Source organism: Streptomyces sp. NPDC012888 (assembly GCF_042900645.1).
GTDB lineage: Bacteria > Actinomycetota > Actinomycetes > Streptomycetales > Streptomycetaceae > Streptomyces.
On sequence record NZ_JBIBBM010000004.1, the window covers coordinates 378,982 to 393,492 of the forward strand.

A 14,511-nucleotide genomic window follows, 5' to 3' on the forward strand; every position below is an offset into this window, starting at 1 on the left:
CGTTCCACCTCCACGTCGGACGGGGACATCGATGCGCGCGGACGCGCACACGACGGAGTCATACCCACCGTGCGCTACGGATCATAACTATCCGTCCCTGCGCATCGATTGAATTCCGGCAGCACGCGGGGCGCATGCCGCGCACGGCTGGTTGCACGGCTGCGCCGGCCGGGGCGTTCACGCCCTCCCCGGCCGGCCACGGCACCCGCACGGACCGTACGCCTTCCGGGCCCTGCGCAGCAGACCTCGCCCCCGATACGGTCAAGTCGCCCGTACGTTGACGAAGTTGGCCGGAAACCGACGCAGGGTGCTCCGGCTACGGGGTACGGGGCGGCGGAGCGGACGGAGGCGCCGAACCCGCCCGGCGGCCGAAACCTGCCGCACGTAAAGATGAGGTAAAGGTTTCCTGTGAGCCTACCGCGCTCCCACGGGCGCGGAGCGCAGGCGTCACGGGCGGGTCGGCACACGGGCGACGGGTAACTCGACCCGGGTCAGGCCCGGTTGTAGGCGAACGCTTGGCATGACCGGCTCAACAATGCCGGTCTCCGCTCCGCCCACCGGCAGGGCGGAGCGGCTGCGAGCGTCCGTCCGGTCCTTGACCTCGCGGACGACACTCCGTTTGATTCGCACGATTGTTGACCTTTTCTCTGTTCCTGTGGGGGGAGCCGCGGTGGAGCATCCACCGGGCCTTTGGCCTGCTCAAAAACGGCGGCGCGCACGCGCCGCATCCCGTCTGACCGTGTTCGGCCTGGTGGCCGGCGTGGCGTTCACCGGCTGGCTGCCGCCCGGCGCCGCCACGGCCGCGCCCGCGGCCCCGTCCGCTCCGTCCGCCCCGACGGCCGGCGGCGGCACCGCCGGGCAACAGGAGACCCCCGAGTCCCTGGCCCTGGCCGAGGCGAAGAAGTCCGGCAAGGACGTGCCCGTCGCCGCCATGCGGCGCGAGGCCGGCGACGTCGTCGCCAAGCCGGACGGCTCGCTCGTCGCGACCGTCTACACCAAGCCCGTCCGCACCCTGAAGAACGGTGCGTGGCAGGACATCGACACCTCGCTGCGCAAGGCCGGCGACGGCAGTGTGGCGCCCCGGGCGACCCTGCCCGACCTGGCCTTCTCCGGCGGCGGCGACCAGCCCCTGGTGCGGATGGGGCAGGCGGGCAAGGAGGTGCGGCTGAGCTGGCCGAAGCCGCTGCCGGCGCCCGTACTCGACGGCGACACCGCCGAGTACCGCTCGATCCTGCCGGACGTCGACCTCCGCCTGACCGCCACCGAGACGGGGTTCACCCAGCTCATCGTGGTCAAGACCCCGGCCGCGGCGAAGAACCCGGCGCTGGACCGGCTCAAGCTGGGCCTGTCCGCCCCGGGCCTGACCACCCGGCAGAACGGCGACGGCTCCCTGAAGCTGACGGACGCCTCCGGCGGCACGGTCTTCGAGGCCCCGAAGCCGGTCATGTTCGACTCCTCCCCCGGTCTCGCCGACGGCGGTGTCATCCCCTCCGCGGTCCCGGACACCGCGCCCGCGGCGAGCGTCGCCAAGGCCGGCGCCCTCCGCGCGGCCCCCGCCGGGGAGCAGCGTCCCGCGTCCGCCCACGCGGCGCCGGTCGGGGTGTCGGTGCCCGCCGACCAGAAGAGCCTCGTCCTCACCCCGGACCAGGCCCTGCTCGACTCGCCGGACACCGTCTTCCCGGTGCTGATCGACCCGAACCTGCAGACGCCGCGCGCCAACGGCTGGGCGGGCATCTCCCGGTACTGGGAGAACAACGCCTACTACAAGTTCACCGGCGACTTCGGCACCGGCCTGTGCATCGCCTCCGGTTGCGCCTCCAACGACGTCAAGCGCGTCCTCTACGCCTTCCCGGTCAAGGGCTGGGGCTTCGTCGGCAAGCGGATCCTGGACGCCAAGCTGAACGTGTGGGAGACCCACGCCTTCAGCTGCACCAAGAAGCCGCTCCAGCTGTACGCGACCAGCCGCATCGGCACCGGCACCACCTGGAAGAACTCCAGCTCCAGCTCGTTCTGGACGCAGCACCTGCAGACCATCAACGCCGCCCGCGGATGGAACGGCTGCGCCGCCGGCTACGTCGAGTTCGGCGGCAGCTCCTCCAAGGCCCTCCGGGACAAGGTGCAGCAGGCCGCCAACGGCGACTGGGTGGACCTGACCCTCGGCCTGAAGGCCGAGAACGAGTCCGACGGGTACGCCTGGAAGCGCTTCAACAGCAACGCCGGCCTCCAGGTCACCTACAACCTGCCGCCCCGGCAGGCCCCGATGAGCGCCCTGTCGATGTCCCCGGGCTCGGTGTGCTCCAGCACTCCGCTGGTCATCACCAAGCACCCGCAGATCACCGCGAAGGTCTCCGACCCGGACAACGAGCCCCTCGGCGTCCAGTTCGCGGTGGCCTGGGACAACGGCGACGGCACCGGCATGTCCGGCAAGTGGTACTCCACCGGCGCGCTCGGCACCGCTCCCCCGTCCACCACGTTCAAGGCCTCCGGGTCGCCCTTCTCCGTGACCCTGCCCACCAGCGTCCCCAAGGACAAGGTGATCAACTGGTCGGTCCGGGGCTGGGACGGTGCCGAATGGGGGCCGTGGAGCTTCGACGGCACCCCGACCGCCTGCTACTTCCAGATCGACACCACCAAGCCGGCCGGCCCGGTGACCACCTCGCCCGACTTCCCCGGCTCCCCGGACGCCCAGGCACCCCACGCCTGGACCGACGGCGTCGGCAAGTACGGCACCTTCACCTTCGACACCACCTCCACGGACGCGGTGAAGTACCAGTACGCCCTGGACCAGCTGCCCTCCGCGGCACGTGAGGTCGCGACCACCGGCGGCGCGTCCCGGACCGTGACGCTGCTGATGGAGAAGGAGGGGCCGCACTTCGTCTCCGTACGGGCGCTGGACGCCGCGGGCAACGCCTCCGAGCCGACCACGTACTACTTCAACGTCCTGCGCGGCCACCCGCAGCGCGCCGCCTGGACCATGGACGACGCCTCCGGCACCTCCGTCGCACCCGACCCGTCGGACCTGCCCGCGACCCTGGTGGCCGGCACGGCCGGCGCCCCCGGCCGCACCGGGACCGCCGTCGAGCTGAGCGGTGCGCGCGCCGCCGACACCACGCCCGTGGAGTACCTCGGGACCGGCAGCGCCGTCCTGGAGACCGACAAGAGCTTCACCGTCTCCGCCTGGGTCAAGCCCTCGACCCTGACCCCGCAGCACCAGGCCGCGGTCAGCCAGGGCGGGGTCCACATGGCCTCCTTCCAGATGGGCATCACGGCCGGCAAGTGGGCCATCAAGGCCTCCAGCGCCGACGCCTCCAGCGGCTACACCTGGTCCACCTCCAGCAGCGAGATCCTGCCGGTGGCGGGCGAGTGGGCCCACCTGACCGGTGTCTACGACGCCCCCGCCAAGCAGCTGAAGCTGTTCGTCAACGGCCAGCAGGCCCCCGCGGCGACGGCCACCCTGTGGAACGCCCGGGGCCCGATGTACTTCGGGCAGATGCGCTGGCGCGACACCTACACCGACCCCTGGTTCGGCGCCCTCGACGAGGTCCGCGCCTACGACCGGGCCCTCGCCCCGGCGGAGGCGGCGAGCCTGGCCGCGGGCGACCCGCTCGCCGGCGGACGCGGCGCGAAGGCCGTCTGGACCCTCGACGAGACCACGGGCACGGCGATGGCCGGACGCCCGGAGACCCCGTCGCTGAGCCTGGTCGGCCCGGCGACCACCGGCACCGCCGGAGTGCAGGGCAAGGCCCTCAGCACCGGCGCGAACGGCTACGCCACGGCCGGCGGACCGGTCGTGGACGGCACCCGCAGCTTCGCGGTGTCGGCCTGGGTCCGCCGGCCGGCCGTGCCGGCCACCGACCACTCCTCGAAGGTCGTGGTCACCCAGGCCGGGGCGCAGCGGTCGGAGTTCTCGCTCTACTACTCCGGCTACTACAGGAAGTGGGTGTTCGGCCGTTACCCGCAGGACGCGGGCAGCCCGGACATCGTCCGCGCGGTGCAGCCGGCCTGCACCGCCGGAAGCACGGTGGGCGGCGTCCCCTGCATCGGGGAGACCGCCAACCAGTGGACCCACCTGGTCGGCGTCTCCGACACGGTGGCCCGCAAGAACCGGCTCTACGTGGACGGGCACCTCGTCGCCGAGGTCGACTACGCGCAGCTCGCGCCGTGGACCACGTCCGGACCGCTGATGATCGGCGCGGGCCGGGACGACGCGACGGTGAACAGCCACTTCGGCGGGGACATCGACGACGTCCGCGTCTTCGACCGGATCGTCACCCAGCCCGAGGTGCGCGAGATGATCAAGCAGCGGCCGCAGCTGGTGGGCCGCTGGAAGATGGACACGGCCGTTTCCGGGAAGAGCCCCGGCGAGCCCTCGGGCACCGCGGACGCGGTCCTCTCCGCGACCGGGGCGGCGATCGTGGCGGAATCCGGGGTCGCCGGCAACGGCACCCTGGGCCTGACCGGCCCGGGCGGCTTCGCGAGCTCGGCGGCCGCGCCGCGGACCAACGAGAGCTTCACCGTCGCGGGCTGGGCCTCGGCCGGTTCACCGACCTCGGACATGACCGTCCTGTCCGTCGCCGGGACCAACCAGTCGGCGGTGTCCGTCGGCTGGCACTACGACAAGACGGTCGACGGGCAGGCCACCGGTTGGTGGGAGGCGAAGGTCACCGGCACCGACGGGGCCACCGCCACCTACACCACGGTGACCCACACCTTCGACCAGAGCCTGTGGATCGGCGACTGGAACCACATCGCCGTGGTCTACGACGGGTTCGACCGCCGGCTGAGCCTGTACGTGAACGGAAACCTGGAGAACCAGGTCTGCGCGGACGACGCCCCCGCGGGGTGCGTGGACCACGTGTCGTACGCGGGCGTGCCCGCCCCGTTCGCCGCCGGCGCCGGCCTCCAGTTCGGCCGTACCCGTGCGGGCGGCGCCTGGACCAAGCCGCTGACCGGTGAGATCGACGACGTCTGGGCCTTCCAGGGCGTCCTCGGACCGGAGCAGATCACCAGGCTGGCCGACCCGGTCGCCGAGCTCGACACGGTCACCGGACCCTAGTCCCCCTCCCACTCCCATCAGCAGTCCGCCCGGGCCCCACGGCCCGGGCGGACTCCGCGAGGTACCCGAAAATGAATGTCTTCCGCCGCCACAGGCGCGGCACAGCACGCGTGGCCATGGTGGTGAGCGGCGCGGTCGCCGCCACACTGCTACAGGCCGTGCCGAGCACTCCCGCTCTCGCCAACTCCAAGGCCCCCGTGGCCCGCTCCCACGAGAAGCCGGTCAAGGGCACCGCGGGCAAGGTCAAGCCCCGCGTCACCAAGGCCCCGCCGGCCGTCCCCAAGCCGAAGGTCACCTGGCCCGCAGCCGACTCCGCGACCGTGCAGGTGGCCGCCCCGGCGGCCGGCAAGGCCGCGGCCGGGGCCGCACCGCGCCGCGCCGGGGACCTGCCCGTGCTGCTGGGCGCCGGGAAGCAGCCGGCCGCCGTTCCGGCGCCGCTCGCCCCGGCCACCGCCCCGCAGCAGGTCAAGGTCGGAGTCCTGGACCGTACGGCCGCCAAGCGGGCGGGCGTCGACGGCGTCCTGCTCACCCTGGGCCGCACCGACACCGCGCCGCAGGCCGCGAACGTCAAGGTCAGCCTCGACTACTCCGGGTTCGCCCGGGCGGCGGGCGGCGGCTTCGGCCAGCGCCTGAACCTGGTCGCCCTGCCCTCCTGCGCGCTGACCACCCCCGGCCTGCCGGAGTGCCGCAAGGCGACCCCGCTGCGCTCGGTCAACGACGCGGAGAAGCAGCGGATCACCGTCGAGGACGTGACCGTGCCGGCCGCCGTGTCGGGGGCCCGGGCCACGTTCTCCTCGGGCGGCGGCGCCATGGTCATGGCCGCCACCACGGCCGCGGCCGGCCCGTCCGGCAGCTTCACGGCGACCCCGCTGGCGGCCTCCGGCCGCTGGAGCGCCGACCTGCACGGCGGTTCGTTCAACTGGAGCTACCCGCTCACCGTGCCCGCGGTCCCCGGCGACCACAAGCCGGAGCTGGGCCTGGCGTACTCGTCGTCCTCCATCGACGGGCGCAGCGCCAACAGCAACAACCAGGCCTCCTGGGCGGGTGACGGCTTCGGCTTCTCCCAGGGCGGGTTCGTCGAGCGGACGTACAAGTCCTGCGGCGACGACGGCGTCAAGGACGGCATCAACACGCCCGGCGACCTGTGCTGGGGCTACGACAACGCCACCATCAGCTTCGCCGGCCACTCCGGCGAGCTGATCCCGGTCTCGGCCGACGAGTGGCGGCTCCAGGGCGACGACAACACCAAGGTCGTCCGGATCCGGGACACCGCGCGCGGCAACGGCGACAACGACGGCGAGTACTTCAAGGCCACCACCACGGACGGCACCCAGTACTACTTCGGCTACAACCGGCTGCCCAACTGGGCGACGGGCAAGCCGGAGACCAAGTCCGTCTTCACGGTGCCGGTGTTCGGCGACGACTCCGGCGAGCCCTGCCACGCCTCGACGTTCGCGGCCTCCTGGTGCCAGCAGGGCTGGCGCTGGAACCTGGACCTGGTCGTCGACACCCAGGGCAACGACATCACCTACTGGTACAAGCAGGAGACCAACTCCTACGGCCGCAACCTGAAGGCCGCGGACGACACCCCGTACGTCCGGGGCGGCTGGCTGGACCACATCGAGTACGGCCAGCAGAAGGCCGACATCCACTCAGACACGGTCAAGCCGATGGCGCGGGTGAACTTCGGAACCGCCGAGCGCTGCCTGGAGACCACGGCGGGCCTCTGCGACCCGGCGAAGATCGACACCAACCGGCAGTACTGGTACGACACGCCGTGGGACATGAACTGCAAGGCGGGCACGGACTGCGACAAGGGCCGGTTCGCCCCCACGTTCTTCACCCGCTACCGGCTGGCCTCGGTCACCACGCAGGTCCTCCAGGGTGACGGCACGTACAAGGACGTCGACCGGTGGGACCTCAAGCACCACTGGGGCACCGCCGACAACGACTACCAGCTGCTGCTGTCCTCCGTGCAGCACACCGGTCTGGCCGGCACCACGGCCCTGTCCGTGCCGAAGACGACCTTCTCGTACGACGCCATGCCCAACCGGCTGGACAAGATCGACGACGGCCGGCTGCCCTTCCACAAGCAGCGCCTGACCTCCATCGCCGACGAGTTCGGCGGCCAGATCGACGCCAACTACTCGGCCGCGGCCTGCTCCTGGTCCTCGCTGCCGACGCCGGAGGACAACAAGTCCCGGTGCTTCCCGGTGAAGTACCAGCCGGTCCAGGACGGGCCGGTCACCAACGAGTGGTTCAACAAGTACGTGGTCGAGTCGGTCCTGGCCACGGACCGGACCGGCGGTGCGCCGGACACCATGACCAGGTACACCTACCTCGGCGGTGCCGCCTGGCACTTCGACGACGACGACGGCATGACGCCGGAGAAGCTGAAGACCTGGTCCCAGTGGCGCGGCTACGCCCACACCCGGGTCGAGACCGGTTCCACGCAGCAGTTCACCTCGCAGGAGGACCACTACTTCCTGCGCGGCATGCACGGCGACCGCAGCGACCCGTCCGACAAGACCAAGACCCGCACGGTCGAGGTCGGCGACGGCGAGGGCGGCACGATCACCGACCACGAGGCGTGGCGCGGCTTCGAGTACCGCAAGGAGGAGCGCGACGGGCCGGGCGGCAAGGTCCTGCAGAAGCAGGTCAGCACCCCGTGGAAGAAGGAGACCGCGAAGCGGGTCCGTGCCTGGGGCACCACCACCGCGGACATCACGGGCATCAGCGCCACCCGGCAGTTCGTCTCCCTCGACAAGGGCGCGGGCGTCTCGTGGCGCGAGGTGAAGAAGCGCACCCACGCCTTCGACGAGTACGGCCGCCCCACGGCCGAGGAGGACCTCGGCGACGTCGCCGACCCGGCCGACGACACGTGCACGCGGACGACGTACGCGGACAACACGTCGGCGTGGATCCTGACGGGCGTCGTCCGTACGGAGAAGGTGGTGGGCGACTGCTCGAAGACCGTCGACCGCGTCACCCGCGCCGACGGCACGTCCAACGTCCTGGAGGACGTCCGGACCCGGTACGACGGACAGGCGTCCGGCGCGGCCCCCGCCAAGGGGCTGCCCACGATGACCAGCTTCCTCAAGTCGCGTTCGGCCACGCAGGCGGTGTACCTCGACAACACCAAGACGTACGACGTGTACGGCCGCGAGCTGACCAGCACGGGCCTGGTGTCCACCAGCGTGTTCAACCCGGCCAACGAGTCGGCGGCGCCGACGACGACCGCGCACCCGCAGGCCCAGACCACGACGAACGTCTTCACCCCGGCCACCGGCCGGCCGACCAGCCTGAAGGCCACCACCCCGCCCGCGAAGACGGGAGTGGCGACGAGCGCGCAGACCGTCACGACGACGTACGACTCGCTGCGTACGAACCCGGTCTCCATCACGGACACCACCGGCCGCAAGACCGAGATCGAGTACGACGCCCTCGGTCGCACTCGCAAGGTGTGGCAGCCCAACCGTTCCAAGGCGAGCGGCCAGACGCCGAACCTCGAGTACCGGTACCACATCGCCGAGGGTGCGATCAGTGCGGTCGAGACGCTGGGTCTGCGCAACGACGGCTCCCAGGAGTCCCGCTTCGCCCTGTACGACGGTTTCGCCCGCGCCCGGCAGACCCAGGCACCCGGCCCCGACGGCGGGATGATCCTGACGGACTCCTTCTACGACGCGATGGGTCAGGTCGTCCTGGAGTACGCCCCGTACTACGCGGCGAAGGCGCCCTCCACCACGCTGTTCAAGGTCGATGACGCGACGGGCGTCGAGACGCAGACCGCGAAGGAGTACGACAGCCTCAACCGGCCGGTGAAGACCACCTTGCTCAAGGGCAACGGCGTCGGCACCCCCCTTTCCGTCACCACCACCGAGTACGGCGGTGACCGCGTCACGGTCACCCCACCGCTGGGCGGCACGCCGACCACCACGATCAGCAACGCGGCCGGCAAGCCGGTGGAGACCCGCGAGTACAAGGCGGCGGCGCCGACCGGCGCGTACGACACCACCACGCGCAAGTACGACGCGCTGGGCAACCTCGTCCGGCTGACCGACTCCGGCGGCAGCGTCTGGACCTGGAACTACGACCAGCTCGGCCGCCAGATCAAGGCCGTGGACCCGGACTCCGGCACCACGGACACCAAGTACGACGACCGCAGCCAGAAGACCAGCACGACGAACGGCAACCGCAAGACCGTCGCGTACGTGTACGACAACCTGGGCCGCGAGCTGGAGAGCCGTGAGGGCTCGGCCTCCGGGCCGTTGCTCACGTCGAAGACCTACGACCCCACGGGTGCCCAGGGCCAGCTGGCGACCAGCACGCGCCACCACACCGTGGGCGGCACCACGTACGAGTACAAGACGACCTACGCGAACTACGACGCTCTGCTGCGACCCGGCCGGACCACCGTCACCGTGCCTTCCGTGCCGGGCCAGGAAGCCCTGGCGGGCTCCTACGTCACGGGCGGCACGTTCAACCTGGACGGCACCCAGAAGAGCGTCAGCCTGCCGGCGGGGGGCAGCCTCGCCGCCGAGACGCTCGCCTTCACGTACGACGCGCTGCACCGGCCCACGGCCATCAGCAGCAACCTCGGCACCTACCTGGCCAACCAGACGTACACGCTGACCGGCAAGCCGCTGCAGTCCACGCTCAAGGCCAACGGCCAGGACACCTGGATCACCGACGGCTACGAGTACGGGACGCAGCGTCTGGCGACCCGCCGCACCGACCAGTACGGCATCGCGCAGGCCGCCTCCGCCCTGAGCTACACGTACGACCAGCTCGGCAACGTCAAGTCCATCTCCGACGTCTCCCGCGCCGGCACGGAGACGCAGTGCTTCCAGCACGACTACCTGGCGCGGGTGACGCAGGAGTTCACCTCCAGGACCACCGCGTGCCCGGCGCAGCCCACGGCCTCCGACATCGGCGGCCCGGCCCCGTACTGGAACAGCTACACCTACCACCAGGACGGCACCCGGAACACGGAGACCCGGCACGACCTCTCCGGTGACGCCGCCAAGAACGCGGTCCGCACCTACCAGTACCCGGCGGAGGGCGCGCCCCGCCCGCACTCCCTGCTCGGTACCAGCACCCAGACGGGCACCGGCACGCCGGTCACCCAGAGCTACGGCTACGACGACTCGGGCAACACCACGACCCGCAGCCTCAAGCCCGCACCCGGGTCGACCAGCGAGCAGTCCCTGATCTGGAACTCGGAGGGCAAGCTCAGCAAGCTCCAGGACACCGTCACCACGACGGCGGGCGGTACCTCGACGAAGACCGCCGAGTACGTGTACGCGCCGGACGGCACGCGGCTGATCGCGCACGAGACCGACAACGCCGACCCGAACGCGACCCGGACCACGCTGTACCTGGGAGCGATGGAGCTGGTGCTCCGCAAGGGCGCGGCGAAGCCGACGGCCACCCGGTACTACGCGCTCGGCAGCGCCAACGCCGTGCGCGAGGACAACGGTGACCTGTCCTTCCAGGTCAGCGACCACCACAACACGGGCACCCTGTCGGTCGACGCGGCCACCGGGGCGGTCGAGCACCGGCGGATGACGCCCTTCGGCGCGCCGCGCGGCACGCAGCCCACGCAGTGGGCGGGCACGAAGGGCTTCGTCGGCGGCACCATCGACGCCACCGGCCTGACCCACATCGGTGCCCGCGAGTACGACCCGAGCACGGGCCGCTTCGTCAGTGTGGACCCGCTGCTGGAGCCGAACCGCCCGCAGACGCTCAACGGCTACGTGTACGCCGCGAACAACCCGGCGACGCTGAGCGACCCGAGCGGCGCGTCCATCGTGGACTGGCTGCTGGACTACTTGTTCAGCGGTGGTGGCGGCATCTTCGGCGCCATCAAGCGGGGCGTGAAGCTCTACAAGGAGCTCAAGTCGGGCCGCTCCCACATCGCGGTCACTCCGGGCAAGCAGACCTGCCACTACGCGATGGGCATGAACCAGTGCTCGTCCGGCAAGCCGCAGTACAAGCTTGTTTCCGGGCCCGCCGCTCCGGTGAAGGTGAAGGAGCAGCAGAAGGCCTACAACGGCGGCGGATACAACGGCGGATACCCCGCCTGTCCTGACTGCATCAAGGAACAGGGCAATCCCGCGGTCATGAAGGAGATCGCCAAGGCCGCCTGCTCGTGGATCCCGATCTTCGGATTGGGCTGCGACATGCGTGACATGAGGGAGGCGTCCGAGAACGACGACAAGTTCGGTATTGCGGCAGGCTTCCTCGGGATCCTTCCGCTCGGTGACTTCCTCAAGCTGCCCAAGCAGCTCGACAAGATAGCCGACGCCGGGAAGATCGCCTGCAAGTGCTTCCTGGCCGGCACCAAGGTGCTGATGGCCGACGGGGCCACGAAGAACATCGAGGACGTCCAGGTCGGCGACACCGTCCTGGCGACCGACCCCGCCACTGGCGAGACCAGCGCTCAGAAGGTCACCCGCCTCATCGAGACCGAGGACGACAAGCACTTCAACGAACTGTCGATCGCCACGTCCTCGGGCCTGGAGAAGCTGACGGCCACCCACGAGCATCCGTTCTGGTCGCCGTCGGAGAACGACTGGGTCGACGCGTCCAAGCTGACGGCGGGCATGACCCTTCGGACGGCCGCCGACGACACCGTCGTGGTGACCGGCAACCGGGCGTACACGCAGCACGCGAAGACGTACAACCTCACCGTCGACGTCCTCCACTCCTACTATGTGCTGGCAGGAGACTCCGCGGTCCTCGTTCACAACTCGAACGGGGAACTCACCCCTGAGGAGCGGAAGTCGATCCAGTCCTACGAGAAGCTCATCGAGGAACACGAGGCGAAGCTCAAGGCCTACATCGAAAACCCGGACGCATACGACAACAAGGGAATCCTGAAGAACGCGCCCAGCGAGGAAGTGCGGCAGCGCATCATCAACGGCCGGGTCAAGCACCTGAAGAAGGAAATCCAGACCTTCCACGAGAACATCGACAAGATCACCGGAGGTTGTCGCAAATGACGGAGGTTTCGGTCGACCGGCTTCGTGCTGTCTTCGACCTTCTCCTGGACCACGTGGCACCCTCACCCGCGGCGAGCATCACCGTCGAAAGGGAAGCCTTCTGGTCGATTCCCGCCGACGCGGCGTACGACGTCTATGGTGAACCCGGCGACCTGACCATCGGCATGGTGTCGGAATCCTGGGCACAGCTGGAACGGATGGTCGAGGACCCCGAACGGGTCGTCGGACACGGTTTCGTCTGGCTCGCCGAGGTACTCCGTGCGATCGGTGACGGCAGCAGCGGCTGACAAGGCATGAAGGCGCCCGGAGCCCCGTAAGGCATCCGAACCGCCTGCGGCGGTGGCCCCCCGACGGATCCCGTCGGGGGGCCACTGCGTTCAGCGGGCCTTCCCGCCCGGCGGGGACGCGGTCGGCGGCGGCCCCGGCGGTGGCTGGAGTTCGCCCTCGGGCGGGACCACCTGTTTCTCCGCCGCGAAGTGGCACGCTGACGGGTGGGCCGTCGGGCCCGTGTTCAGGCGGAAGGCTTCGGGGACGGCCAGGAGGGGGACCTCGGTCGCGCAGCGGGGCTGCGCCTTCCAGCAGCGGGTGCGGAAGCGGCAGCCGGACGGGGGGTTGGCCGGGGAGGGGACGTCGCCGGTGAGGATGATCCGGTCGCGGTGGGCCCGGGCGGCCGGGTCGGGGACCGGGACGGCCGAGAGCAGGGCCTGGGTGTACGGGTGGGTGGGGTGCTCGTAGATCTGCGCGTCGGTGCCCAGCTCGACGATCCGGCCCAGGTACATGACGGCGACCCGGTCGGAGATGTGCCGGACGATCGACAGGTCGTGCGCGATGAACACGTACGACAGGTCGAACTCGGCCTGGAGGCGTTCCAGCAGGTTGACCACCTGGGCCTGGACGGACACGTCCAGGGCGGAGACCGGCTCGTCCGCGACGATGACCTCCGGCCGCAGGGCGAGGCCGCGGGCGATGCCGATGCGCTGGCGCTGGCCGCCGGAGAACTGGTGCGGGTACCGGTTGACGTACTCCGGGTTGAGGCCGACCACGTCCAGGAGTTCCTGGACCCGGCGGCGGCGGTCGCCCTTGGGGGCGGCCTCCGGGTGGATCTCGTACGGTTCGCCGATGATGTCGCCGACCGTCATCCGCGGGTTCAGCGAGGTGTACGGGTCCTGGAACACCATCTGGATGTTGCGGCGGACGGCCTTCAGGGCCCTGCCGGACAGCCGGGTGATGTCCTCGCCCTTGTACTTCAGGGAGCCGGCGGTCGGGCGTTCCAGGCTGACCAGCAGCTTGGCGACCGTGGACTTGCCGCAGCCGGACTCGCCGACGATGCCGAGGGTCTCGCCGGCGCCGAGGGTGAAGGAGACCCCGTCGACCGCCCTGACCGCGCCGACCTGCTTCCTGAAGAGGATGCCCTGGGTGAGCGGGTAGTGCTTGACCAGGTCGGTGACCTCCAGGATCGCCTCAGGCATGGAGGCACTCCTTCCAGAAGTGGCAGGCGCTCGCCCGGGGCGCCGCGGACCCGGTCACCGGGTACAGCGGCGGCACGTCCGAGCGGCAGACCTCGCGCGCCATCGGGCACCGGGGGTGGAAGGCGCAGCCGGGCGGGATGGCCAGCAGGTTGGGCGGCAGGCCCTTGATGGCGTACAGCTCCTGGCCCTTCTGGTCCAGGCGCGGGATGGAGTCGAGCAGGCCGCGGGTGTAGGGGTGGGCGGGGGCCTGGTAGATGGGGTGGACGGGGGCGTGTTCGACGATCCGGCCGGCGTACATCACCGCGATCCTGTCGGCGACGTCCGCGACCACACCGAGGTCGTGGGTGATGAGGATCAGGCCCATGTTCATCTCGCGCTGGAGTTCCGCGAGGAGGTCCATTACCTGGGCCTGGACGGTGACGTCGAGGGCGGTGGTCGGCTCGTCGGCGATGATCAGGGACGGTTCCAGGGCCAGCGCCATGGCGATCATGATGCGCTGGCGCATGCCGCCGGAGAACTGGTGCGGGTAGTCCCCGACCCGTTCGCGGGCCGCCGGGATCCTGACCCGGTCCATGAGTTCCACGGCCTTGCCGCGGGCGTCCTTGCGGGACATGCCCCGGTGCACCTCGTACATCTCGCCCAGCTGGCTGCCCACGCTGACGACGGGGTTGAGGGAGGACAGGGCGTCCTGGAAGATCATCGCCATCCCGGCGCCGCGGATCCGCCGCCGTTCGTCCTCCTTCATCCCCAGCAGGTCCCGGCCCTTGAAGAGGATCTCGCCGCCGGTGATCCGGCCCGGGGGCGCGTCCAGGATGCCCATGACGGCCTGGGCGGTGACCGACTTCCCGGAGCCGGACTCGCCGAGGACGGCGAGGGTCTCGCCGGCGTCCACCGCGTACGACACGCCGTTGACGGCCTTGGCGATCCCGTCGCGGGTCCTGAACTCCACGTGCAGGTCGCGGACTTCGAGCAGCATCGGTTC

General features: G+C 70.6%; 5 protein-coding genes. 3 read left to right on the forward strand and 2 right to left on the reverse strand.

The genetic code is table 11. The features are described from left to right. The first annotated feature begins 739 nt into the window (after positions 1-739). The 3 genes from ACFY61_RS09175 to ACFY61_RS09185 all read left to right on the forward strand — a co-directional run bounded on the left by ACFY61_RS09175 (position 740) and on the right by ACFY61_RS09185 (position 12,347). Positions 740-5,056 (forward strand): LamG-like jellyroll fold domain-containing protein, encoded by a 4,317-nt coding sequence (locus ACFY61_RS09175; protein ID WP_389468986.1) that lies wholly within the window; start codon positions 740-742, stop codon positions 5,054-5,056. A gap of 158 nt (positions 5,057-5,214) precedes the next feature. Further along, a complete protein-coding gene (locus ACFY61_RS09180) occupies positions 5,215-12,060 on the forward strand; it encodes a polymorphic toxin-type HINT domain-containing protein (protein WP_389468988.1) in 6,846 nt (2,281 codons plus the stop codon). Further along, entirely contained in the window at positions 12,057-12,347 is a 291-nt protein-coding gene (locus tag ACFY61_RS09185) for a hypothetical protein (protein WP_389468990.1), read from the forward strand. The genes ACFY61_RS09180 and ACFY61_RS09185 overlap by 4 nt, the downstream gene beginning before the upstream one ends. Positions 12,348-12,437: 90 nt before the next feature. On the opposite strand, the gene ACFY61_RS09190 is transcribed toward ACFY61_RS09185, so the two are convergent. Next, positions 12,438-13,529 (reverse strand): ABC transporter ATP-binding protein, encoded by a 1,092-nt coding sequence (locus ACFY61_RS09190; RefSeq protein ID WP_389468992.1) that lies wholly within the window; start codon positions 13,527-13,529, stop codon positions 12,438-12,440. Next, a complete protein-coding gene (locus ACFY61_RS09195; RefSeq protein WP_389468995.1) occupies positions 13,522-14,505 on the reverse strand; it encodes an ABC transporter ATP-binding protein in 984 nt (327 codons plus the stop codon). The genes ACFY61_RS09190 and ACFY61_RS09195 overlap by 8 nt, the downstream gene beginning before the upstream one ends. Positions 14,506-14,511 lie beyond the last annotated feature (6 nt).